Below are 25,444 nucleotides of genomic sequence, written 5' to 3'. Positions count from 1 at the left end.
TGTTAAGCCTGTCATGTTTGTTCATCAATTGTCTCCCGAAGGAAAGACTCCGGGAGACAGGGAGTTTCATATGAATCAAGTTCGGTCTACTGTGTCAATAAGATCCTTTACAGCGTGTACGATATTCTTGAGGTATTTCCTCTTGGCTTGAATGGACAGTCCGGTTTCCCTTACGAGGTTTGACTTTTTTGTGATTTCCTCAATCGCATTGTCACATAATTCTTCAAGGGACATGTTTCCACTGATGATATGTTCCAGTACATTTTTCTCTGTTTCTTCAAGCTTTATGGGTCCTGGACCGGCTGCGCCTGCAATTATGTTCAGGACATTTTTCTGTCCGTCTTTTGCCGGTTTCCTATAGTTTACGGCAATGTTGAGGACAGGGAAGTCTATGGACTGCCTGATGCTGTACTTGTAAAAAGAGTTTGTGGAGCTGGCGTCCTTTTTTAAAATGAACCTTAGAACAAGGATATCCGTTTCTTCTGTTGTTCCGTTTAAGGATACATGGGATGCTACCAGTTCCGATACGGCCATAGCCTTTTCAGAACCTTTTTCAACTACGATGGCTTCAGCCTCAAGAGCCATGAGAACCGGCGCTACGTCAGAATAATAGAGAGCTTTGCATACAGGGGAATTTGGAGCCTGATGGCAAACATTCCCTCCCGTCTTGAAGCAGGGAGCGATGCTGCTTCTCCAGGAATCCGTCTGGTTGTAGTATATGCATCTTCTGTCCTGCATTATGTTTCCGCCTATTGTTGCAGTGTTCCTGATCTGGGGAGACGCTACACACCTTGCGGAATATGCCAGGGATGGGAAATGTTTCAGGATGCTTCTGTTCTTGGATATTTCTTCAAGAGTAACGTGTGCACCTATTGACAGATGGTCATCATCTTCCGCAATACCTTTTGCTTCTTCAAGTTTGGAGATGCTCAGTAGACAGTCGGGATCCTTGACTCCGTATTTCATGAGGGGGATCAGGTCCGTACCTCCTCCCAAAATCTTGCTGTTTTCAGTATTTTTCCAAAGGGAAACGAGTTCATTCATGGTTTTTGGAGCATGGTATTTAAGTTTTGAATCTAATATCATTGTTGAACCTCCCTTAAAAACTTCCTCTGGTCAGATCTTGAGCCCGTCAGTGTGTATTTTTTCGAAAGAGGAAGCTCCACTATTTCGTTGCCTGTAGCATTGGTAACGGCAATTGCAACGGCAGAAGCAACCGCCACCGTTGAAAGCTCTCCTACGCTTTTAGCGCCAAGGGGTCCCTTGGGCTCATATCCCTTGGCAATGTATGTGTAGGTTTCCGGCATGTCCTCTGACAGGAGCGCCTTGTAATGAAGCAGGTCCGACGATACGGGTTTCTTAACCATGTTGTTTATCTCAATATTTTCCATTAGGGCATAGCCAAGTCCCATGTGGATACCGCCTTCAATCTGCCCTTCAACTATTGACGGATTTACGGCTGTTCCTACGTCCACACCCTGTATGAAGTGCTTCACCCTGATTTCGTCCGTTATCCTGTTCACCGCCACCTTTGCCATGCACACGGAGAAGGGAGGAGGTGCGGCTTCAGCCTTGTAGCTTGAATTTCCAATGAGAACCATTCCTGTAGCGCCGAAGGTGACTTCCTTCACTGCTTCTTTAAAGGTTATTGTTTTTTCGATATTGTCAACTTCCAGTGAGAATCCGTCAAAGCAATTAAAGGATATCTCATCGAAAGGGACGCTGAATCTGTCGGATATGGCTCTTCTTGTATTTTCAATGAGGCTGTCTGCAGCTTTTCTGACGGCATTTCCGCAGACGAACATCTGGCTGCTGGCAAATGTACCTGTGTCATAGGGGGTGTTAAGGGTATCGGCTGCCTTAATCCTGACGTCCGACAACTCAACTCCTAGCCTTTCGGCTGCAACCTGACTCAAGGTGGTTTCGCTTCCTTGTCCTATGTCGGCTGAGCCCACCATGAGGTTTACAGAGCCGTCGCCGTTTGCCATTACTATTGCGGAGCTCATGCCCGTCTTGTTGGAGGGACCCGAAGTGTGGCAGCCGAATGCCACTCCCCATGCTTCGTCGATGTTTTCATCTTTTTCACTGCAGTCGGCTTTGTCTATATCATCCTTGAGCTCCATAACTCCATTTATGCAGTCCTCAATGGCACAGCTTTCTATTGGATCGGTCCAGCCGGGAAATTTTTCTCCTGTTTTAACGTGATTCATGAGCCTGAGCTCAACTGGGTCCATTTGAAGCTTCTTTGCTATCCTGTCAAGCAGGATTTCTCGGCCGAAGTTTATCTGAGGATTTCCATAGCCTCTTACTGCACCGCTTACAGGTGAGTTCGTAAGCACGCAGTATCCCTCGAAGCGGTAGTTGGGGACATTGTACTGCATCTTTTTTGTCGCTGCGGCAACGACTGTAGGTCCGTGGCTGGTGTAGGGTCCCGTATTGAAGTATGATTCGATATGGCATGCGTTTATCCTGCCCGAATTCATGACTCCCATCCTTATCTTTAATTTGACTTCGTGTCTTGCTATGGTTGCCAGCATCTCCTCTTCGCGGGTGTTTATTATCTTCACCGGTCTTTTGACAGCCTTGGAAAGGAGGGCGCAGACATGCTGGTTGTGAAGCTGTTGCCTTGCTCCGAATCCCCCTCCCATTGCAGGTTTGACCATGCGTATGTCCTTTTCCTTCATGTCGAGGAGATCTGCCAGGATTCGCCTTTCCTGGAAAACCGTCTGGGATGTGCTCCATATGTTAAGCTTCTTTTCGTTTGTATAGTCGCATATGCAACCAGTAGGTTCCATTGCCGTTACCTGTATCTGAGGAGTGTAGAATTCCTCTTCGAATATGTGGTCGGATTCTTCAAAAGCCCTTTCCATGTCACCGGTGTTGACCTCCAACTTCTTGACTATGTTGCTGTCGTAAAGGTGGGGATGAATCGGTGCTGCACCTTCCTTGAGGGCATCCTCAATCCTGAACACGGGCTTGAGGATTTCGTAATCAACCGTAATTGCATTTAGGGCTTTTTTGCACGCCTCTTCCGTTTCTCCGGCGACTGCTGCAATCCTGTCTCCTGCATAGAGGGCACGGTCAGTCAGTATCCTTTCATCCTTGAAAAGGAGGTCGGAGGGGGGATTTCCCGAACAGTTGAACAGCTTATGGGTAACATCATCAGGTGTCAGTACGGCAAGGATGCCTGGGATTTTCAGCGCATCCTTAACATCCATGCTTCTGACCACCGCATTTGCATGTGGAGAGCGGAGTATTGCACCATATACTGCATTGGGGAAATTCAAGTCATCGGTGTACTCCGCTGAGCCCGTAACCTTGCTTATTGATTCGTGTCTCGGGAAAGAGCTTCCCACTGTTTTCATCTTACTCATGGTCCACCTCCATAAGCTGATCCTTTTCATTTCTTAAAACTGCAGCAGAATGTTTGACTGCATCTGTTATCTTGGTGTAGCCAGTGCACCTGCAGTAGTTTCCCGATATGCCTTCCCTGATTTCGTCTTCGGTGGGTTCCGGATTTTTGTCAAGAAGTCCCTTGGCGGATATCACCATACCGGGAGTGCAAAATCCGCACTGGATTGCTCCCTTTTCTATGAATGATTCCTGTATGGGATGAAGGATACTGCCGTCTGACAATCCTTCTATTGTAAGGATGTTTTTCCCATCTGCCTGTACAGCCAGCGTCATGCATGAATTAACCGGCTTACCGTCCATGAGCACTGTGCAGGATCCGCAGTTGCCGTTGTTGCAGCCCTTTTTTGTTCCTTTCAGGTTGAGTTCCTTCCTGATAAGGTCAAGCAGGGTCATGGCCGGGGATATTTGCTGGGTCATTTTTTTGCCGTTTATCGTTATTTCGATAGTCAGATTGTTTTCCAATTTGAATCCTCCTAAAAGTCTAATCGAAATATACCATGCATATTCCGTGCCAACATCATCAATCTTCCCTGTCAAAAACTATGGACTTGGAAATCTTCAGCTTGTTCATCCTGGACTGAAGGTTCTGCCTCTTTATTCCCAGCTTTTCAGCGGACTTGGTAATATTACCGCCGTTTTTTTTCAACGTGCTCATGATTACTCCCTTTTCTATCTCGTTGAGGAGCTGTGGAAGGGAGTCGGTCCTCATTTCCATGTTTGAGGTGTTCATAATATCCCTTTGCTCGGAAAACTTGTCTTCATTTGCCTTGATTTGAAAATAGTTGGGAAGATTCCTGGTTGTCAGATATGTTTCATTGTCTATGAAGTTGAAGGAAGACTCGATAACATGCTCCAGCTCCCTTATGTTTCCAGGCCATTTGTGCAGCATGAAGAGCTCCTCCAGCTGGGGGGACATTCCTGTGACGAATTTACCGTAGATTCTGCTGAATTTTTCTATAAAAAAGTTGGAAAGACGCAGTATATCCCTTTCCCTGTCCCTGAGAGGGGGAACCACAAGGGTCAGGGCTGCTATTCTGTAGAAGAAGTCCTTTCTAAGCCTTCCATCCGATATTAGTTTCTCGGGGTCTTCGTTGACTGAGCTTATTATCCTGCAGTTGATAGGTATTTCCTTTCCGCTGCCCAGCCTCCTCACCTTTTTTTCCTGGAGTGATCTCAGAAGCTTGGCCTGCAGATCCATGCTCATTGAGTTTATCTCGTCGAGGAAGAGAGTTCCTTCTCCTGCCTGTTCCATCAGACCTTCTGTGTTCTCCGCGCCGGTGTATATACCCTTCTTCGTACCGAAGAGAATGCTTTCCAGGAGTGTTCCCGGAATTGCAGCACAGTTGATTGCAAGGAAGGGTTCTCTGGAGTTGGGACTTGCATTGTGTATGCTCTGGGCAAATAGCTCCTTACCTGTTCCTGTCTCACCCTGTATGAGGATAGGTATGTTGCTTGATGAAGCCTTCATGGCTCTTTCCTTGACTTCGACCAATGATTTGCTTTCACCAATTATGTCTTCAAATGTGTAACTGGTATTGTTGTCGGGAAGCTTTGCATTCCCGGATATCCTGTTCTTCAGCTGAAGATTCTGGACCCTTGAGAGGGTTTCCTGAATCCTGTTGAGATACCTGTTAATGAGGAGTACAGCTATGACTTCATCTCCATCCTTTACGGGCACAAGGGTTGAGAGCATGTGAATTTCCTTGTGGTCAAGGGTTATGTACTTGTTGTAGTTTCCAAGTACGGCCTGACCCGTTTCAAACACCTCCATCATTTCCCGTACAAGCTTTTCCCTGTATGCGGGCATGAACCTCTCAATCCTGTTGAGGACAAGCTCCCTGCCTTCCCTGTCAATGGCATAGACTGCATCCTGTACGTACTCGATTGACTTGTTCAGTATTCTGTTTTCAAGTTCCATCCTGTTAAGTTCGGTGATGTCGGCAACGGTAAAGGTGCTGTAGCCTTCATCTGTGCTGTGGCTGTATTCCAGGAGATAATCCCTTTCTTCTACGGTGGTTTCGGATTTGTTTCCGGCTCCGTATATCAATTTACTTATGCGGCCCGGAACTTGTTCTCCTTCAACACATATCGAAGATGCTGCTTCAGTTGATCTGATGCATATGTTTTTTGTCATGTCGACGATTATTATTCCGGTATTTATATTCTTCATAATTCCTCCTTGGCGCAACGAAATGTTGCGAATGAAACATAAAGTTTCGCAACAATATTATGCGCTTTTATTGGTGTTTTGTCAAATATACGGGCATATTGATGATAATCCGGCAAATATTCTGTAAATTGAAATATATAGCGGAGATTCATTTCAGGCATGGATTTTGCAATTATCATTATGGAAATTTCAATTTAATAAATTCAAGGGAGGGAGAATGACGGAAACAGAAAATTGAAATAAAAACAAAATATATTGATGGAGGTACTATTTTGAACGGAACTAATTCTAATATTGTAAGAAAGGTTATATTCATTCCAATGAGTATAATTTTTGTAGTAATAATCATGATGGGAATCGTAAGCCCGACAGCGTTTTATAATTTCGAGTCCGCCATATCAAATTTCCAGTACAACTGGTTTGGCTGGCTTTATTCCATGATGGCAATGATCAATATAGCAATACTGGCATGGCTGGCATTTTCAAAGCACGGTGATATCATCCTTGGTGGAGAGGATGCAAAGCCCATTCTCAGCAGGTGGAACTGGTTTGCAATAGCCCTGTGCGGAGGTATAGGAACAGGAATAGTCTTCTGGGGAATTGCCGAGCCGATATTCCACTTAAACAGTGGAATACCGGGAACAGGATTTGCACCGGGAAGCAACGAGATGGCTCTCGAGGGTCTGTCCGTTTGCATGCTTCACTGGGGAATACCTTCATATGCACACTATTGCATATTCGGAGTAGCCGTAGGTTTTGCCATATACAACATGAAGCTTCCATACAGGATTTCTTCAACGCTATATCCTCTCTTTGGCAAGAAAAGCTTCACAACCATAGGTAACATTGTGGACAATATCTGTCTTTTCGCCATAGCAGTATCTGTATCCGCAATCCTTGCAGTTGCAGCTCTTAATTTCGGAGCAGGATTCTATGCGATTTTCGGTATCGAGCCTACAAATACGGTAAGGGGGATAGTGCTGGTTGTTGTTGTTTCAACTTTCATCATATCGAGCTACACTGGCCTTCAGAGAGGAATCCGCAGGCTTTCTGACATGAACGCCAAGATATTCATCGGCCTTCTATTCTTCATCTTTGTAGTGGGACAGACAAGGTTCTCCATGTTTTTCACGGTTGAGGCCCTGGGAAGGTCTCTGGACCAATTCTTCCCGAGGATGACCTACCTGAGCGCCATCGAAGGAAACCTGTGGCCAATGTGGTGGACTGTGATCTACTGGATCTGGATGATAGTTTACGGGCCGATGGTTGGTCTCTTCCTGGGTAAGATAGCCAAGGGAAGGTCCATAAGGGAATTCATAATTATGAATCTTATGGTGCCTGCATCCTTTGCAATACTGTGGTTCGGAATATTCGGAGCCAACGCAATAAAGCTCGAACTTGACACCGGAGGACAGATTTGGAATGTAATCCAGACACAGGGGCTCGAAGCTTCGGTTTTCTCGTTCCTTGACAACTTCCCTCTGCCGATGGTTACGAAGATAGGATTCATGATTACCCTGTTCCTGTCAGTAGTTACGCTTTGCGACTCAATGACTTCGACAGTTGCTTCGCTTTCCATAGACGTACCTCATGGAGCGGAGGTTGAACCTCCAAACAATATCAAGATATTCTGGGGGCTTGTAATGTCTTCTGTAGCGTTCTTGAGCATACTGGCATCTACGTCATCAACAGAAGGTGCAGTGGATATCATGCAGTCAACAAAGCTGCTTCCTATGACTTCTGCTCTTCCTGTGCTTTTCATCTATGTGGCTCTTGCGGTATCCATGCTGAAGATGTTTACGCAGAGAGAAAAATACGATGCCGCATACTATCCTGAGACATGCGTAATAGAATCGGAACTCATGGGAGAAATAGCCATAGCAGGCGAAGAACAAGAAAAATAAACAATTGGGAGGCTTGAAATGGATAAGGAGAAATTGATACTGAACGGTCAGGATTTGACAATTGAAGATGTGACTAGGGTGGCTAAGGAGGGCTTGAAGGTTGAAATCTCTCCTGAAGCCATGGTGAGGCTTGAAGAGACAAGAAAATTCGTCTTCGACCTTGCAGACAAGGGATTACCCATATACGGATTTACAACGGGAGTAGGCGTAAACAAGGACAAGAGGGTATTCGAGGCATATTTCGAGCAGTACAACAGGAATCTGATCTATGCACATTGCGTTGCGGTAGAGCCTGAGGCTACGGAGGAGAATACCAGAGCCATAGTACTTGCAAGGCTCAACACCTTCCTGGTTGGAAGAACGGGAATACAGCCTGCAGTGGCAGCTATGTACAAGGAGTTCCTGAACCACGGAATTCATCCCGTAATACCGGAAAGAGGGTCTGTAGGGCAGGCGGACATCAGCTGCCTTTCCCACATAGGACTTGCGGTAATGGGAGAAGGGGATGTGTACTACAGAGGTACGAAGATGCCTGCAGGGGAAGCCATGAAGATGGCAGGTCTCAATCCTGTCGTTTTGGGACCTAAGGACGGACTGGCCATAGTTTCATCAAGCGCCCATTCATCGGGACCGGGTGCCCTTGTCCTCCAGGAGATAAGGGAGCTTGTGGAAACTGCAAACATAGTATACGCCCTTTCCCTGGAAGGTTTTGACGGCAATGTCACTCCTCTTGACGAGAAGGTCAATGAAATAAGGAAGATGCCTGGACAGATTCACTGTGCAGCTCAAGTTAGGAAGTATCTGGATGGAAGCTATCTCAACAAGAAATCAATCACGAAGTCTGTCCAGGATCCATTGAGCTTCAGGGATGCATGCGCCGTACATGGAGCAGTTCTTGACTCATTGGAGCATGTGTGGAAGTATCTAACAATACAACTGAATACTTCCGACGACAATCCATGTGTACTTCCTGAGCAGGACAGGATAATCTCATGTCAGAATTTCGAGGTTGCAAACTGGGCTATAGGATTCGAGATGATGGGAATAGCCTTAAGCCACTTGTCGAAGGTTTGCTCGCACAGGACTATGAGAATGGCGGAGCCTGTATTCACTAAGCTTTCCAGGTTCCTCACTCCTTCAGAGGGAGATATCCTGGGCTTCAGTACCGTACAGAAGACGTTCACGTCTCTTGATACCGAGATAAGACACCTTTCCAACCCTGCTACGGCTGATTATTTCTCCGTATCCCTGAATATGGAGGACCATGCAAACAACACACCTTATGTTGTTAAAAAGACAGGTCAGATTGTGGATATACTGAGATACATAATAGGCATCGAGGCAATGCATGGAGCCCAGGCAGTGGACCTGAGAGAGGATATCAATCTTGGAAAGGGTACCAAGGCCGCCTATGATGTCATAAGGGAGGAAATACCTTATTACGACAACGACAGGGTTCTTACTACCGACTTCAAGGCAGCGTACGAATTGGTCAAGTCCGGCAGGATTCTTGATGCCGTTAGAAAAGTAATTAACTAACTCTATGATTGGATATATAATAACACACGGAAGAAGGGAAGGCTAAGGCCTTCCCTTTTTCCAGTTTAATATAGACTCTTTATTTACTGATCCAATCAAGAGTCTAGCTGTTTCCTATACGTTTCCGTAATACTCCCTGCAGTTGACGGCGAGGTTGATTGAATCAAGAAGTGTTCCCCAACTGTATACGGGAACATCGATTGCCTGCTGTATGGCTCTTGAATAAGGCGTCCATCCGGTGCAGTCGAAGATTAGTGCTCCCATGTCGGGATGGTCTTCTTTGATTTTCAATGCTCTTGCAACCATCTGGTCCCTTGCCGTCTCAAATTCTATGGTTCCCTCGGCTTCTATTCCTGGAGCTCCCCAGAGCTTTATGAACTGGGTGCACTTCACATGGTCGTGAATGCTTTCTGCTACATAATTGGATCCCGGCTGGACTCCGAAGTTTGAAAGATACTCCTCGGTCATCCTTTCCTTCAGGGGAGTTAGAATGACTGCCTTCCTGGTTGATGATATCGTCTGCTGGATCATTGGAAGCTGAAGTAGGCTGGATGTGAAGACAGGGATATTAACAGCGTCTGCAATTTCCCTCTGATAGTTTCCGAAATAGCTCCCTTCTGCGGCAATTGCCCTGCATCCCAGCTTCTCGAGCTTCTTTGCTGCTGCAATCATCAACGGAAGGAACCTTTCCATGTGGTCTTCGTACTGCAGAGGGTTGAGATCCAGTCCTTCTATTATTTCGTACTGGATGGGGAAGGGGTAGGAGCTTGGGTTTCTGATGTCTCCCGGAAATCCCGGATAATGCATGTCGAGGACCATTATCCCAAGACCCATTCCCGAGCAAAGACCGCTGTAGCGTGTCTTCATATGGTTGATGTTCATATCTCTGTTCTGATACATATCATTCTCCTGTGATTTTTTAATTTACTGCATTAGCGGTGATTAACACCTTTGTCTTTAGATATATTATATGGCAGTTGGAGAGTGATTTGTATTGAGAATAGTGTAGTATCGCTTTCTTTCTTAAGTAATTGACAGTAATCTTAAGTTTGGACAAAGGGGTTGATTCAGTTATTTTAACTAGCGTATCAATAAGTTCTTTATTGGTTTTGATTTTGACAATACTTGATTAGGAGTGGAAGAGAAATGATGAGTAGACCAATTTTAAAAATATTGATATTCCTATTTGTGATTATGTGTATATGGAACATTTGCATATTTCTACTTTTTGGAGATTTATCACGTTCTTATGGATGGTTTCTGTATTCTATTAAAGCATTTAATTTCAGATTTAGCCCCAAGCCTTTATTATTTAGAATTGAAAACAACATTGAATTGATTTTCAAACAAGCAGCATACCACCAAAAAAATAAAATATATTATTGTAGAGACAGAGATTCTAATACATACTGTTTTAAGGGTACCATTTTACTTTTCCATTGACTTATTTCCTTAACTCTTTTGTAAATTACATGAAATTTTCACCTTGTGCACCATTCTTGATTTCAACTTTAGCTTCAGCTAATTTTTCGAACATTTCAATACTCATTACAACCATGCCTCCAATTCCATTGCGTAATATTTTCATGCGATTATAAGTCTTTGACTTTCACATATTTCTGTTTGCTGCTGTTTGGTTTGTCCGGTATTGTCATTTCAATGAAACCATGTTCCATGGCAGGTAAAAGATAATTCTTTCTGAAAGTGGGTCGATGTTTGATGCCTACAAGGTTCATCAGCTCATTATTGCTCAGTGGCATACTACCCATGACTGATAATAGTTTTATGACTTGTTCGGTAACTTGTACGCCAACTTGTTCGGTTTGTTCCAATTCCAACAATGAATCGTAGATAGCTTGAAGAAGAAAGTCAATAAATAGTTTTGAATCTGCGGCTTTGTCGCATACTCCAAATACCTTATAGTATTCATCCTGTCTTTCCTTAATCATTGACTCTACAGGAAGCCATCCGAATATTTTTTTCCATTTGTACAGTATTAGTGTTTGCCACATTCTTCCTATTCTACCGTTTCCGTCAGTGAAAGGGTGGATAAATTCAAATTCATAGTGAAAAACGCAACTCTTGATTAGAGGATGAACATCTGAAGTTTTACTCCAATGTATTAACTGTTCTATCTGCTCCCTGACCAAATGTGCAGGAGGAGCCATGTGAACCAGTTGTTCTCCTGCAAAAATGCCTACACCGCCACTCCTGAATTTGCCCGATTCTTTTGTGAGATCATCCATCAGGAGTTTATGTGCTGTCAGCAACGAATCTATATGGTATGGATTCAGGTCAAGGAGTTTTTCATAAGCTTCATAGGCATTTTGGACCTCTCTAATATCTTGCCCGGGACCGAGAACTCTTTTTCCATTGATAATAGCAGTGACCTGTTCTAATGATAATGAATTATTTTCGATTGCCAGTGATGCCTGAATAGTCTTGATCCGGTTATTTCTTCTCAACTTTGGATTTATTACATCAACTTCCTTTAAAATGATTCTGGTAATTAACTCCATAATATCAGCGACCAGATTTACTGTTTTTTCGCTTATTGTGAAAGGTGGTTTGTAAGCCATCATGCACCTCCGGAATATACTTGTTCTTATTATACCGTACAAGTTGATATTATGAAATAGTTAATTCACTGGAGGTTAATATAGTCAAGGCAAGTATAGTTAGGACTATACTAATCATATCTAATGAAAACTGCACCAAACCATAACCTGTCAGGCAATGGTTGGTTGTTTTGTTTGCCATGTCATAGACGGGCTCGTTAACGAAGGAAAGTCTTGATACTTCCCATGTTGAGAACCATCTCAGGGCGGTCATCAGAAGAGCCAAAGGAAAGATTGAGAATGACGACGTATCCGATCTTGACAAGTACCTTGACAGTCACCTTAAGCTGGAGCAGGTCTTTGACCAGTATGTTGCCCTCAAGAACATAAGGATAAATATATCAAAGATTGAGCAGAACAACATATCAAGGATATCCTGGGAAGATGTCAGCAAGACCTCTGGAGGAGAGGTGTTTGTAAGCGTATTCGTCCTTTTCATCTCCTTAATGAGCTATACAAGAGGTTTCCATACCGGAAAGAAGCAGCAGGGCAAGGTGATTGTGATGGACAATCCTTTCGGACCGGTATCATCGGGACACCTTCTGGAGCCGCTGTTCAAGATTGGCGATGGGGACCAAATTGGATTCATATAAAAAAGACCTAATGGAGATTCATCTTTTCCAAATGAAGAAAATTCGTTATAATGGAATTAACAGGTATGAAAAATAAATGATTAATGCCAAAAGGAGGAAAGCAATATGTTAGAATGGCTACAACAATTCAACCCGATTATTCAGGCGCTGTTTGGAACATTGTTTACTTATGCTTTGACCGCACTCGGAGCTGCTTTGGTTTTTTTCTTCAAATCAATAAACAGGATGGTATTGAATGGAATGCTGGGTTTTGCTGCAGGTGTAATGATTGCCGCCAGTTTCTGGTCTCTTCTTTCGCCAAGCATTGATATGGCTGAAGATTTGGGTCAGATACCGTGGATAACTGCCAGTATCGGCTTTCTTGCAGGCGGCGCATTTTTGTGGATTGTAGACAAGATACTTCCTCACCTTCACGATGGCTTAAAAACGGAGCATAGAGAGGGAATCAAAACCAACTGGCAGCGTAGCGTCCTGCTTGTTCTGGCTATTACACTGCACAATATACCGGAAGGGCTGGCTGTAGGTGTCGCCTTTGGAGCGGTAGCTTATGGCTTGCCATCAGCTTCGATTGCAGGTGCCGTCGCACTGGCTATCGGTATAGGGTTGCAGAACTTCCCCGAGGGTGCGGCAGTATCCATACCTCTGCGCAGGGAAGGTTTGAGTAGAAAAAAAGCATTCATGTACGGACAGGCTTCTGGAATTGTGGAGCCTATTGCCGGTGTTCTTGGAGCAGCCGCGGTCATATCCATGCGCCCAATTCTGCCATATGCCCTGGCCTTTGCGGCAGGAGCCATGATCTATGTCGTCGCTGAAGAACTGATTCCTGAAGGCAAGGTTGAAGCCACTGATTTTTCAGATGTTGCCACCATTGGTGTCATGTTGGGATTTGCCGTCATGATGATTCTCGATGTTGCTCTTGGCTGATTGAAAAACATATGGATACTCGGATTATCCTGCACAAATTTATGGGAATTTGAGATCTTCAGGTTAGTGTTTCAATAATTTTAGGGCTTGCTGATTTGTAATCTGATCAGCAAGCCCTAATTGTCATATTTTGTAGTTAGAAAAATTTATTGCATTTCGACAAGAGACTATTCTTATATTGGTAAACTTTTATCTTGAAGCTGAGAATCGCTGCATTTTATTTTGTTTTTCTTGCTGTACTTTAAGACAACAAATGACAACACTGCTGCAATAATGCCTGATAAAGCAAGGAATCCGAAAATCAGATTATAACCACCAGCTTCATACTTATCCATCCAATTGCCAAACATAATAGAATAGATGGAATCAGGCATATATCCTACAATAGAAATAATGCCAATTACTGTTCCCGTCATAGCTTTCGGAATTCCCACTTCGGAAACAATAGAAGTTATTACACCATATGACATCATAACTAATGCTCCGGGAATTAATGTGTAAATGCTTGCCAGTTGAGGATTAATATCTGCGGGTAATAATAGCACTGCGCCAAATAGACCGGATAGGATAACAAATGACACACAGAGCCATTTGCTTGTAGATTTGAAACATTTATCTACAAGTAACCCACCAACAGGAGCCAACAATAGAAGAAGATATGTTCTTATAGCTGAGAGAAACCCTGAATCCACCATGGAAATTCCAACAACTTCTGTCAGGTACGGAGTAAAATATGAAACGCTCATATAAAAACCATATCCACAAAACACAATAATTGAGATAATCCATACTACAGGATTCTTTAACAATTGACTTACATCAGCCATATGGAACTTAGGCTCTCCATCCTCTACACTTGGTATGCAATCTTCATCTTTGAGTAAAACCATCAGAATAATCGATACTACGATGGGTACAAATCCGCCGAAAATACAGGCGCGGAAATATCCGGCTTTCATGTCGATACCTGTCTGAAAAACATACACGGCCAAAATATTTATAATTGTCGCCGCAATTCCATTGCATGAATAATAAAGTCCATATAGAAATCCCTGCTCTTTTTCTGTGCCTATAATTCTTATTGTTTTCAATAACGAAGCCCATATAACAAATCCTGTACTAAATGCAAGTCCCATCCAAATGAGCATGGAAATTGCAAAATTCTCCATATTGAATGAATAAAGAAATACCAATGCAGATGTTCCAAGGCAGGAGAAGATAAGAGCTTTCTTTGTCGAAACCCTGTCTGCAATAATTCCCCCTGGAATGTATAGAATCATATTAGCAATCGTGTACGCAGTCATTAACAGCCCAGACTGGGTATTGCTAATATTCATACATGCAATATGTGCATCATAAAAAACATATTTTATATATGGAAGGAAATAGATTGAGCCACCTGCTAAACCGAGTGTAACTATAAGTAGATATTTACTAAATTTACTATTCATTGTAGACTCCTTTCATGTTGCTTGTTAACAAGCATTTCTCACTGGTATTAATACGCTCCAAGGCTTTTTCCAATAGAGCATACACTTTTTTTACCGATTCAATATCTAATGTTTCCGATATGGTATGTGCATTTAAAATAGTCGGGCCTATTGATATGGTTTCTTTAATTGAGGGGCAATTTCTCATGATGATGCCACATTCCAGACCGGCATGGACTTTTTCACAGACTGCTTCTTCACCGTACAAGTCACCATAGGTTTCTAAAAATATTTTTATAAGCTGTGAATCCTTCTTGTTAATCCACGCAGGATATTCATCTTTGTACACTGCTTCTCCACCCAAATGACGAAGTAGCCGCCTGATTTTTTTGACTTCATCCTGATACCATGATTCATAGGAAGAACGCAAAGTAAGCTCTATTGAAATGTAATTTCCGTTGTCTCTAACCATAGCTAAATTAGCAGAAGAACATAAGAAGTCTTCTGTTCTCTTGCGAACTCCATGAGGAAGATTTTCCAGAAGTAAAAGCAGCCTTTCCCTGCATACGTCTTCATACACAATAGAATTATATTCTAATTCTTCTGTTTTTATGGATAATTCCTTTTCCTCATCCCACCACTCGGTTTGACGATTTTCTATAAAACTGAATATTTCTTTTTCCAGCAACTTGTCATCGTCTATGTTAATGACTGCAGTTGCCCATTCGGGAATAGCATTGGAACGACTTCCACCTTCCAAAGAGTTCAGTTCATATGAATCATTGGGCAAAGTTTGCAGAAACCGTGTCATAATTGAAATTGCATTTTCATGCTTTTTTCCGATCTCCAAACCGGAATGGCCACCACCGCAACCCGTTACCATTACTTTAACTGTCTTGTTCTTTACGGAATGTTTTTTCTTCAACGGCAGCTTGCAGAGGGAAGAAATCCCACCTGCAGCTTCTATTGTAAAAACTCCTTCCTTCTCGCTATCCAAATTAATCATATATTTGCCTGATACATTTTCTTTTCGTACAGACATGGCCCCACCCATGGTTTCCTCCTCGTTTGAGGTAAACACGGCTTCTAAAGCTGGATATTCATTTTTGTCATTTTCCAGGAGAGCCAGTATCATAGCAACTCCAATTCCATCGTCTGCTCCAAGAGTTGTTCCGTTGGTACGCATTTTCCCATCTTCAACATGGATTTGATATGGTATTTTTTCTAGCATATTTTCGTTTTTTGAGTCCCATACCATATCGGTATGAGCCTGCAAAACGACAATTGGACTATCTTGTCTATTTCCTGGCTTTTTTATTATCACATTGTTTTCCTTGTCCCGAAAAACTTCCAGTCCCATTTTTTCACCTTTGTATACGAGGTAATCTGCTATCTCTTTTTCTTCAAAAGATACTCTGGATATTTTAGATATTTCATTAAAATAGTGAAATATACTTTCAGTATTCATATATCCTCCCTTGGTATTTTTAGTTTGTGAAATATTTGTGTGGATATTCTCCCGTACTAGTCTTCAAGGAACACGCAATCCACATCAAATCCAAAGAATCGCGGATTCAAAATTTCTAGAGCTCTGTCGGTTTTCCACAAATCGTGGCAGTGGAAACCTAATACATAAAGTTCCATACCTTCTTTACAATTTGGATTTGTAATTGGTTTACCGGTCAACTTATCAACTACGCAAATCAAATCGGGACAGGTTAAACGTAGTTTGTCATCCACCCACATCATCATATTTTCATTCTTGTACCATATCCTTGCTTCATGATTCCTATATTCTTCTATGCCTTCCAGATAAATATCGCCGAATGTGAAGCCATCTTTATTTTCCCAGTCTGTTTGCCTTGTAGCACATCCAGTAAATAACAGTTTACCGTTAGCGGCTTCCAAAATTGCCTGTACTGGATTTTTTCCTGAATTTTCCGCTTCCCGTCTTGCCTGACCTACTTTCTGTGCATGTGAGAGTGCTCCTGGAATTACTGAATTTTTCAGGTCTTTTCCTTTGATTGGATGATCGGTCATTCCCACTGCTCCATTGGTAGCAACTGCCATTGACCTTGTTAGAGATTCGGCTCTTGAATCTTCTTTAACTGTCGGAATAACTACAACATCCCCATAAATTGTTCCTACGGCCAATGGAGTAATCGGCTGGCCCGTTACATAGTAAGTTGAAAATTGAAGTTCCGGTACGGCTCTGCCGGCAGCATCTGCATCTACAATATATTTACCTGTTTTTGCAGCGATTGCCATTACTTCACCTGTATTACCTGCTCCATATTCAATGGAAACAACTCCATGGAAACTGGTCTGCATGTATTTTTCTAAAGCCTCCAAGGATAAAGCAATATCTGTTCCGTCAAAAATATCCTCTTCTAATTCCTGTTCTTCTGGAACCATACATCCGCAATAGTATGGATTTGCATAATATGCTTCATCCTCAATTTCATCAAAATCCAGCATCTTGAATTCTTTTCCTGATTTCCATTCATGTTCAACTACCGACAGCCCTTCTGCCAAAGAACCTCCGCCACCAGTTCCTAAAATCGCACAACCCATCATTATGTCCTTTAATTCTTGTAAATCTAGTTTTCTCATACCATTCTCCTTTTTTATTTTATGCGTGTATCTATATTGTAAATATATGTCTCGCACAATGCATTGTAGTTGAATACAATGAAAAAGAATCTTTATTGTAGATTTTCCAGCGGGCTCTTTACTTCGACGGTTGTCTGCATCGAGACAGTAAACGCTTCTCTGGTATTTATTGACAAATTTCTTTCAATAAATCTATAATAAGTGTAGAATTACTCAAATTCTTATTATGAAAGGAGTTAATTATGAGCATTACGGTTAAAGACATCCTACAACTGGATGTCTTGAAAAATGCAGAACTTATAGCCGGGAAGAACGGACTGAACAGAGAAGTTTTACGCGTTAATTTTACAGATTGCCCCCTGGAGCCAGAAGACCCCGGCTATAAATTAGTTGAAAAGGGAGATTTGTATATACATAGTTTCTATATAGATAGAATTGCAGACGATCTCATTTATAATATAATCCAATTTTATATACAGACAGAAAGCTCCTGCTGCATTGGCCTTAGATATTATATCAATCAAATCCCGGATAAAACTCTGGATTTAGCAAATAAAAATAAATATCCGATTATTATGATTGATGCTGATGTCCCTTATGGACAAGTCATCAAAGATATATCGGAACTGATTTTAACAGACCAGATAGCTCTAAACTCCGAAAATAAAATAAACAGACTTTTATATGATAGGTTGGATAGTCAGGAATGCAATGAGATTATGCAGTATTTGTCTCCGGATTTGCCATTAAAATATCTGTGCGTCTATATTAAATATTCGGAGCTTACATCTTTGCGTTTTAAGTTATTAAAAAGCGATTTATTTTCACAATTCCAGCTCAATTTCTTGCGTTATCGAAAAGGTGGCTTTTTAATCCTGGATCAAATCACACATCATGATTTTTCTCATACAATAAATTCTCTAATGAACCTTTTTGCTCATTATGGGAAAACTTTTTCTATTGGTGTGAGCAGCAGTTGTGAAGGATCCAGCGACTTTGCACGAAGCTTCAAGGAAGCTCATTCTACACATGAGGTTGCTGAGATAACAGGAAAAAAAATAACTTATTATAATGACTTGTCAATCTATAACTTACTGCAACCCTTGCGAAACCATGAAGCTTTGAAGGTGTTTTGTAAGAAAACACTTGAACCCTTGAAAGAATATGAAAAGCGTCATTCTTCAAATCTCATAGAAACCATTCGAATCTATTTGGAAAATAACGGTGATTACAAAAAAACAGCATATATTCTTCATACTCATGAAAATACAATACGGTTCAGGATCAAGAAAGCCATGACCATCCTTGGTATGGAAGATAATTCGTATACCTTTATCGAGCATCTTTCTCTTGCACTAAAGGCAGAATTATTGCTGTAATGTCCGGGTTGCAGTAAACAAGAAGATGAAAATGAAACAACCAACCAAAACCTGTGGGTGATGGTTGGTTGTTTATTTCTATGCCATTATAACTTCCAGGAGTTCTGTGGCCTTTCTGGCCTTCCTTGCTGCTCCGTAGCTGAACTCCACATGATCCTCCTGACCTGCCTTGGTTGCTATGTTGTCTGCAGTTGCAGGTATAGCAAGCTGGTCAATGAGGTTAATAATGTTTGCAGTCTTTTCCACTGCTTCGTCGGTGCAGTTTTTGCAGATGAACTTGGCGATGTCTGAGCTGATCACGGGAACAAGGTCCATTACATATCCAATCTGTGTATTCGAGCAGTTGCAGCCCATAACGGGTTCGAATCCGCCGTTCTGGTCGTCGAAAAGTGTCGGGTTGTCACATGTCACATTGTTTTCCTTGTTCAGGTTGAACCTCATGAACTCCATTGTGTTTGCCATTGACTGGTAGAGAGCTTCGTCCTTCTCCTTCATTTCCCGGCAAATAATATCGAAAAGCTTTTCAAACTTGTCGTAAGAAAGCACTGAATTTGCCTGCGTCACAGTTGAGCCGTTCATTGTAGCAAGTACTTCCTTGCATTCGAATTCAAAGGTTTCATCAAGTCCCGCCTTCTTGAAAGCTTCCTGGGCATTGATGATTTCTCCCTCGTAGTAGGCTTCCGACTCCTTGAATCCAGCTATGAACATTGCCATTTCCGCTAGGGGGGCAAGATCGCTTAGCCCTGTGGAACCAAGCTCGTGCATAACTGGAGATACTCCTGAATTGAAGATCGCCAGGTATCTGTCTATCAGCGCAGGCCTCACTGCCGAATATCCTCTTGCCAGTACGTTGGCCCTTATGAGAAGTGTTGCCCTTGTTATATTCTCATCCAGCGGATTTCCTATGTTAACCGCATGGGGATAAGGTATTGTCTTGTTCCACCTTATATGCTCTTCCGGCGAAAGTGCCGTATCCTTCATGTTTCCAAGGCCTGTGTTGATGCCATATACTACGGGAGCATCTCCAGTGAGCCACTGGTTTATTTGGTTTCTTGTCTGTGTGCAGAACTCCCTGGCGCTGTCTGCAAGCCTTACTTCCACATTTTTGTCCGACACTGCCTTGACCACTGTATCGATGTCCAGGTCGTGTCCGTTTATATAAATTATTTCCCTGTTCATATTTCCTCCTATTTAAGACTTCCAACTGCATCTTCAACAGCCGAAATCAGTTCGCCTGTGAATATCATTCTGTCAAGTTCGTTCATTTCGGGTATTATGTATCTGTTCGATTCAACAAGCTTTACGCTTTCCCTGATCCTGCTGTAGGCAGCCTCCGTACCCTTTCCAAGTTTAAGTTCGGGAAGCACCTTCCTTACAAGATCGATTCCCTGGCATGACATGAATGCCTCTATCATGAGTATCTTTGACAACAGTCCCAGAGAATCAACCACTCTTTTAGCCGAAGAGAAGGCAAGTGTCCTGTTGAGTCTTTCGTCCATTGAGGATCTTGTAGGAAGTGCGTTTGTCTTAAGTTCTCCAAGGATTGCAGTTCCTACTGCTTGAACAACTACGAATCCGTGGTTGTATCCCGGGTCCTTGTAGATCAGGTTTGTAGGAAGGCCGTAGGAGAAGTTGTGGTCGTTGAGCCTGAAAGCCCTTCTTTCCGAAATGTTTCCAAAGCCTGCAAGGGCGGTTATTGCCATGTCTGCAGCATATCTAAGCTGGGTCGACAAATCAAGGTCGCTTTCCATGTATTCTTCTATGCTTTTCTTCATGAAGTCAAGGGCATCCCTTGCTCCTCCGTGAGTTTGCGGTGCAGCCCTGAAGGAGATGGCATCCTGGCATCTCGGATGGGTGTCGTATCCGAAAGAGAATCTTCCCTTGTCGTCTGCAAACTCAGTGTCTTCAAGGATTCTCAACGTGTTTTCTGCAGAATTTTCCTGTTGCTTGAAAGGTCTTGAAATGTTGTGGAGTCTAAGATCGAAGGCTCCCCTTTCTCCCCTGATTGCCTCAAGGTTCAGGGCAAGGGTAAGATCCACTGCTTTTGCAAGGTTCATTGATTTCACAACGCCGTAGATGCCATAGGCTGCCGGAAGTACCTTGTGAAGAACTTCCCTCATGTTGTCTGCCATGCCTGCCAGGTCTCCTAGTACTTCAATTATAAAGTCTGCCTGTTCCTTTTCTGTTGCAAGAGACGCAGGTATGGATGGAAGGCTTGCCTCCGCCTTTTTTTCAAGTGCTGAAGCAAAATTTACCTTGTCTGAATATTCCCTTGCCAGTAAATATAGTGTCAGTGCTGTTATTGATTCCGGATAATGTGAATCAATGAGTTTGTTGTCTGATTTAATCTTGCCTGCAAGAAAATCAAAGTTAATAGTTTTAGTTTTCATGTAATCACCTCTAAAAATATTAAAGCAATTATCATGCCAGATTTCGAACAGCTATTTACAACGTATTCAGCAGTATGTGCATAAAATATTTGCATTAAACGCCATGGAAAAACTTTGCAATGCATAAAAATTATGCATATAATATATGTATGATATAGGGTTTCGCCTGGCAGGTTCCAAATATTTCGGCATTACAGTCTTAAATCTGTAGTTTCTCGAAGTCGGGATTACCCTGCAATGGGAAATTAATTTGATGATAAGGATTATGGGAGGTCATGATGGTAATAAAAAAGACCGGATCAATGAGCCATGAAGATATGGAATACTGCATGAAGATAGTGTTGAATACGGTGACGGAAGGGGCCATGGTAGCCGATACCGACGGCACAATCATGTACTACAACAACCAGATGGGTTTAATGGAGGGATTCAGAGCCAGGGATGTAATTGGAAAGAAGATAACCGAGGTCTACAAGGTTAGCCAGGAGACCAGCGAGCACTCCATTGTAATGAGGACCCAGACTCCAATCCTTGACAGGTACCAGGACTATTACTCCAACAAGAACCAGAAGATAACCTGCGTGGCAAGCACATACCCCATAATGAGAAACGGTGAACTCCTTGCAACATACTCGGTATCGAGAAGCGTCAACAAGGTGGCTGATCTTCTCAAGAGGACCAGGGAAATAGAAAGCAGCGCAGGACTCAATGCAATAAGCACGGAGAATAATACCAGATACACCTTTAAGAACATAATTACAAACAGCGAAAAGATAAGTTCCATAATAGAAAAGGCAAAGAAGTTCTCTAAATACAACAGCAATGTTCTCATATTCGGCGAGACGGGAGTGGGGAAGGAAATTTTCGCACAGGGAATACACAACTACAACTCAACGAACAAGAGACAGCCCTTCGTTGGAATAAACTGCTCGGCCATTCCGGACAACCTTCTGGAAAGCAGTCTTTTCGGTACCGTAAAGGGGTCATACACTGGAGCTGAAAACAAGATTGGACTCATTGAAAAGGCGGGCTTCGGCACACTGTTCCTTGACGAGATAAATTCCATGCCCCTGTCTCTCCAGGCAAAGATGCTGAGGGTCATACAGGAGAAGAAGTTCAGGCGCATAGGAAGTACCGAGGAGATCAGCCTCAACTGCAGGATAATCAGCTCCACAAACATCAGCCCTGAGAGGTGCCTCAGCGAGAACCTCATAAGGAAGGACCTTTACTACAGGATATCAACAAGCACACTGGAGATTCCACCCCTCAGGGAAAGAAAATCTGATATCCTTCCCTTGATCAACTATTTCATTGAGATGTATGGGTCAAAGTACGGACTTTTCAACCTTCAGGTAACGGACGATGTATACGAGATCCTTAAGGGATATTCCTATCCGGGAAATGTAAGGGAGCTTGAGAATATAATTGAATCGGCAATTACCCTTGCAGACGACGACCAGATTGTGGATGTGAACTGCCTTCCCGACAGGATTTACAGCGAAAGTGGAACTCCCACAAGGAAGAGGGAGGGTCTGGGAGAGTATCTGAGGAATGCTGAAAGGGACAGGATAATAGAGGCATTGGAGGAGAACGACTGGAACATATCGAGGAGCGCAGAGAGCCTCGGTATAGTGAGACAGAACCTACAGTACAGGATGAAGAAACTCAACATAAAAAAGATGAAAAGCCACGGAAACTGGTAAAAGCATATAAAATTTTATCAATAGAGGATTAAAACCAAGATTTTGTTAATGATAATTAATATCATTTGCGAAAGCTTTGTTGTATAATGAGTATATAAACAAGGAAATTCAATATTGGATTAAACAAATAGGCGGTGGAAAATATGATCGGTGAACAAATTTTTATAACAACGGTATTTGCGGCAGGATTCCTGTCATTCTTTGCACCATGCACCTTTCCCCTCTTGCCTGTATATATAGGCGTAATCACGGGAAAGGCTGACCAGAAGAAGGCAAACAGAGGGAAGTACAGGGTTAACCTTGTAGCTATAGGGAGGACAATGGTATTTGTGCTGGGGCTTTCGACAATTTTCCTAATACTGGGATTTGGAGCAGGTGCCCTTGGAAAATACATTTATGGAAAAGCATTCAGAATAATAAGCGGATCAATAGTAATAATACTTGGTCTATCCCAGATGGACATCTTCAAGCTAGACCTGTTCAAGTTCAACAAGTCTGTAAGGTTTGAAAGAAGCAAGAAGCACGATCTTCTGGGAACCTATCTGCTGGGACTGACTTTCAGCTTTGCATGGACCCCATGCGTGGGACCGGTCCTTGGAGCCATAATAGTGGTGGCATCAGGTGGTGGACAGGCTGTATACGGATTATTGCTTATGCTTGTCTATACACTTGGACTTGCGGTACCTTTCCTGATAATGGCACTACTTTCGGACATTCTTCTTGAGAAGTTCACGAAGATTGAGAAGCATCTTCTTACAATCAAGAGGGTCGGAGGAGCTATAATAGTGCTCATGGGAATACTGCTGATGACTCAGAATCTCAATGTGTTGACAGGATTCTTTGAAGGTCTGATTTAGGAGGAATAGAAAATGAACAGCAAGAAACTGATAATATTTATAATTGTTGCAGTTCTTGTTGCTGCAGGTGGAGCGTATATTTACAACAGTCAGAACAGCGACACTGCAATGAATGGAAATGAAATGACTGAAGATATGAATAGCATGGATAGTGACGACATGGATTCGGACATGGACAAGAGGGATGAAGGTATGACTGATGACAGGATGAACGAGGGAGAAATGGCTCCCGGTTTTACCCTTGCTGGTGTGGACGGTATGGAATACTCACTGGCAGACTACAAGGGTGAGAAGGTATACATAAAGTTCTGGGCATCATGGTGTCCTATATGCTTGTCGGAACTTGAAGCTCTGGATGAACTGTCATCAACAGCGGATTTTCCCATACTTACCATAGTATCTCCGGGACTTGGAAGTGAAATGGACAGGGATGAGTTCATAGAATGGTACAGGGGACTGGAGTACGACAACATAATCGTCCTCCTGGATGACGGTGGAGATATAGCTTCCGATTACATGGTAAGAGGCTATCCTACATCAGCATTTGTTGGAAGCGACGAAGTACTTATAGAGAGTCTTCCCGGACCTAAAACCAATGAAACTATAATTGACAAAATCCAGGGTATATATTAAAGAAGGTGATGAAATGAACAGCAGAATATTGATTGCGGTATTGCTTGTACTGGTGGTGGCTGCAGCAGTGTTTGTTCCAAGAATACTGAATACTGCCGGTGACGAGGATATGGTCTCCGAAGAGAAGGATATGGAGATTGTTGAGGAGGAAAACATGGAAGATATGAAAAATGAAGAAACCATGGCAGTCAAGGTCGACGAGAGTAAACTCAAGGACCTCTACCTTGCAGGAGGCTGTTTCTGGGGACTTGAGGAATACATGCAGAGGATTCACGGTGTATACGATGTGACATCGGGATATGCAAACGGAAATACGGAAAACCCTACATATGAAGAAGTATGCTACAAAAACACAGGACATGCGGAAACTGTACATGTAAGATACGACCCTGAAGAGACTGACATGAGAACACTGCTTCTTTACTACTTCAAGGTCATCGATCCTACAAGTGTGAACAGGCAGGGAAACGACAGGGGAACACAGTACAGAACTGGAATCTATTATACCGATGAAGAACAGGTTCCTATAATACAGGAAGTTATTGCAGAGGAGCAGGAAAAATACTCCAAGGAAATAGTGGTTGAAGTTGAAATGCTTGACGGATACTATCTTGCAGAGGAGTACCACCAGGATTATCTTAAGAAGAATCCAAACGGCTATTGCCACATAGACCTTGGTCTTGCAGACGAGATAATAATCGATCCTGCCAGGTATCCGAAGCCTGACGATGCATATCTAATGGATAATCTTACAGACCTGCAGTATGCAGTAACCCAGGACGCAAAGACTGAAAGGGCTTTTGACAATAAGTACCATGACTTCAAGGGAAAGGGAATATATGTGGACATAGTTACAGGAGAGCCTCTCTTCTCATCCATCGACAAGTATGATTCCGGATGCGGATGGCCCAGCTTTACAAAGCCAATAATTCCAGAGGTTGTTACCTACCATGTGGATGAAAGCTTCAACATGGTGAGGACGGAAGTGAGAAGCAGAAGCGGAGACTCTCATCTCGGACATGTATTCGACGACGGCCCCAAGGACAGGGGAGGAAAGAGATACTGCATAAACAGTGCTGCAATAAGGTTTGTTGCATATGAGGACATGGACGACGAAGGGTACGGATATCTCAAGGTACTTTTCGAATGATGCATCAGCCAAAGATATAGTATAATATAAGAAAAAGGATTATCGGACACGCCTGCGGGAGTGTTCGATAATTTGATGGCTTGATTATTACGCATGAGAAATATGATTAACGGCAGTATTCTGAAAG

The 25,444-nt window shown here is 42.8% G+C and carries 20 protein-coding genes; 9 read left to right on the top strand and 11 right to left on the bottom strand.

Features of this window, described 5'->3' with window-relative positions; all coding sequences use genetic code 11:
- Nucleotides 1-75: 75 nt before the first annotated feature.
- From BUB05_RS00285 to BUB05_RS00270, 4 genes are read right to left on the bottom strand one after another with little or no spacing between them, the layout of a single operon-like run.
- Nucleotides 76-1,086: an FAD binding domain-containing protein gene (locus tag BUB05_RS00285; RefSeq protein ID WP_073045388.1), complete on the bottom strand. Its 1,011-nt coding sequence runs from the start codon at nt 1,084-1,086 to the stop codon at nt 76-78.
- Nucleotides 1,083-3,374, bottom strand: a complete 2,292-nt coding sequence (locus tag BUB05_RS00280; RefSeq protein WP_073045386.1) for a xanthine dehydrogenase family protein molybdopterin-binding subunit — start codon at nt 3,372-3,374, stop codon at nt 1,083-1,085. Before BUB05_RS00280 ends, BUB05_RS00285 begins: the two co-directional genes overlap by 4 nt.
- On the bottom strand, nt 3,367-3,876 hold the full coding sequence (locus BUB05_RS00275; RefSeq protein WP_281257982.1) for a (2Fe-2S)-binding protein: 510 nt from the start codon (nt 3,874-3,876) through the stop codon (nt 3,367-3,369). Before BUB05_RS00275 ends, BUB05_RS00280 begins: the two co-directional genes overlap by 8 nt.
- 58 nt (nt 3,877-3,934) lie before the next feature.
- Nucleotides 3,935-5,584, bottom strand: a complete 1,650-nt coding sequence (locus tag BUB05_RS00270) for a sigma-54 interaction domain-containing protein (protein ID WP_094762596.1) — start codon at nt 5,582-5,584, stop codon at nt 3,935-3,937.
- 272 nt (nt 5,585-5,856) lie between these two features.
- Here BUB05_RS00270 and BUB05_RS00265 point away from each other — a divergent pair, with 272 nt between their 5' ends.
- Together BUB05_RS00265 and BUB05_RS00260 are read left to right on the top strand one after the other, a co-directional pair.
- Entirely contained in the window at nt 5,857-7,488 is a 1,632-nt protein-coding gene (locus BUB05_RS00265; protein WP_094762595.1) for a BCCT family transporter, read from the top strand.
- A gap of 18 nt (nt 7,489-7,506) precedes the next feature.
- Entirely contained in the window at nt 7,507-9,027 is a 1,521-nt protein-coding gene (locus tag BUB05_RS00260; protein ID WP_073045384.1) for an HAL/PAL/TAL family ammonia-lyase, read from the top strand.
- Nucleotides 9,028-9,141: 114 nt separating this feature from the next.
- On the opposite strand, the gene BUB05_RS00255 is transcribed toward BUB05_RS00260, so the two are convergent.
- Nucleotides 9,142-9,927, bottom strand: coding sequence for an aspartate/glutamate racemase family protein (locus BUB05_RS00255; protein WP_073045382.1), 786 nt, complete (start codon nt 9,925-9,927; stop codon nt 9,142-9,144).
- Nucleotides 9,928-10,619: 692 nt separating this feature from the next.
- Entirely contained in the window at nt 10,620-11,606 is a 987-nt protein-coding gene (locus BUB05_RS00245; RefSeq protein WP_342747067.1) for a Fic family protein, read from the bottom strand.
- Between the two features lie 449 nt (nt 11,607-12,055).
- On the opposite strand from BUB05_RS00245, the gene BUB05_RS00240 reads away from it, so the two are divergent.
- Together BUB05_RS00240 and BUB05_RS00235 are read left to right on the top strand one after the other, a co-directional pair.
- Nucleotides 12,056-12,238 (top strand): hypothetical protein, encoded by a 183-nt coding sequence (locus BUB05_RS00240; protein WP_073045376.1) that lies wholly within the window; start codon nt 12,056-12,058, stop codon nt 12,236-12,238.
- Nucleotides 12,239-12,343: 105 nt separating this feature from the next.
- Nucleotides 12,344-13,162, top strand: a complete 819-nt coding sequence (locus BUB05_RS00235; protein ID WP_073045374.1) for a ZIP family metal transporter — start codon at nt 12,344-12,346, stop codon at nt 13,160-13,162.
- A gap of 173 nt (nt 13,163-13,335) precedes the next feature.
- On the opposite strand, the gene BUB05_RS00230 is transcribed toward BUB05_RS00235, so the two are convergent.
- Genes BUB05_RS00230 through BUB05_RS00220 form a run of 3 tightly spaced genes read right to left on the bottom strand, consistent with a single transcriptional unit; the run spans nt 13,336 to nt 17,205 of the window.
- The gene (locus BUB05_RS00230; RefSeq protein WP_073045372.1) at nt 13,336-14,613 is read right to left on the bottom strand and encodes an MFS transporter; all 1,278 of its coding nucleotides are present in this window, start codon (nt 14,611-14,613) and stop codon (nt 13,336-13,338) included.
- Nucleotides 14,606-16,060, bottom strand: a complete 1,455-nt coding sequence (gene pepD / locus BUB05_RS00225) for a beta-Ala-His dipeptidase (protein WP_073045370.1) — start codon at nt 16,058-16,060, stop codon at nt 14,606-14,608. The genes BUB05_RS00230 and pepD overlap by 8 nt, the downstream gene beginning before the upstream one ends.
- Before the next feature lie 56 nt (nt 16,061-16,116).
- Entirely contained in the window at nt 16,117-17,205 is a 1,089-nt protein-coding gene (locus BUB05_RS00220; RefSeq protein ID WP_073045368.1) for an S-methyl thiohydantoin desulfurase family protein, read from the bottom strand.
- Between the two features lie 242 nt (nt 17,206-17,447).
- Between BUB05_RS00220 and BUB05_RS00215 the strand changes: the two genes are divergently transcribed.
- Nucleotides 17,448-18,584 carry a PucR family transcriptional regulator gene (locus BUB05_RS00215; RefSeq protein ID WP_073045366.1) on the top strand — a complete coding sequence of 379 codons (1,137 nt, stop codon included), beginning with the start codon at nt 17,448-17,450 and terminating at the stop codon, nt 18,582-18,584.
- 78 nt (nt 18,585-18,662) lie between these two features.
- On the opposite strand, the gene BUB05_RS00210 is transcribed toward BUB05_RS00215, so the two are convergent.
- Together BUB05_RS00210 and BUB05_RS00205 are read right to left on the bottom strand one after the other, a co-directional pair.
- Nucleotides 18,663-19,763, bottom strand: coding sequence for an aromatic amino acid ammonia-lyase (locus BUB05_RS00210; RefSeq protein ID WP_073045364.1), 1,101 nt, complete (start codon nt 19,761-19,763; stop codon nt 18,663-18,665).
- 8 nt (nt 19,764-19,771) lie between these two features.
- Nucleotides 19,772-20,974: an aromatic amino acid lyase gene (locus BUB05_RS00205; RefSeq protein ID WP_073045361.1), complete on the bottom strand. Its 1,203-nt coding sequence runs from the start codon at nt 20,972-20,974 to the stop codon at nt 19,772-19,774.
- 278 nt (nt 20,975-21,252) lie between these two features.
- On the opposite strand from BUB05_RS00205, the gene BUB05_RS00200 reads away from it, so the two are divergent.
- From BUB05_RS00200 to msrB, 4 genes are all read left to right on the top strand, one after another.
- On the top strand, nt 21,253-22,677 hold the full coding sequence (locus BUB05_RS00200) for a sigma-54 interaction domain-containing protein (RefSeq protein ID WP_217683713.1): 1,425 nt from the start codon (nt 21,253-21,255) through the stop codon (nt 22,675-22,677).
- Between the two features lie 143 nt (nt 22,678-22,820).
- Nucleotides 22,821-23,534: a cytochrome c biogenesis CcdA family protein gene (locus tag BUB05_RS00195; protein WP_073045359.1), complete on the top strand. Its 714-nt coding sequence runs from the start codon at nt 22,821-22,823 to the stop codon at nt 23,532-23,534.
- 12 nt (nt 23,535-23,546) lie between these two features.
- Nucleotides 23,547-24,167 (top strand): TlpA family protein disulfide reductase, encoded by a 621-nt coding sequence (locus BUB05_RS00190; RefSeq protein WP_175548483.1) that lies wholly within the window; start codon nt 23,547-23,549, stop codon nt 24,165-24,167.
- A gap of 13 nt (nt 24,168-24,180) precedes the next feature.
- The gene (gene msrB / locus BUB05_RS00185) at nt 24,181-25,317 is read left to right on the top strand and encodes a peptide-methionine (R)-S-oxide reductase MsrB (RefSeq protein WP_073045357.1); all 1,137 of its coding nucleotides are present in this window, start codon (nt 24,181-24,183) and stop codon (nt 25,315-25,317) included.
- The last annotated feature ends 127 nt before the right edge of the window (nt 25,318-25,444 follow it).

This window comes from Dethiosulfatibacter aminovorans DSM 17477 (assembly GCF_900142005.1).
GTDB lineage: Bacteria > Bacillota > Clostridia > Tissierellales > Dethiosulfatibacteraceae > Dethiosulfatibacter > Dethiosulfatibacter aminovorans.
The sequence above is the reverse complement of the archived record's forward strand: the minus strand, read 5'-3'. Positions and strand labels throughout refer to the sequence as shown.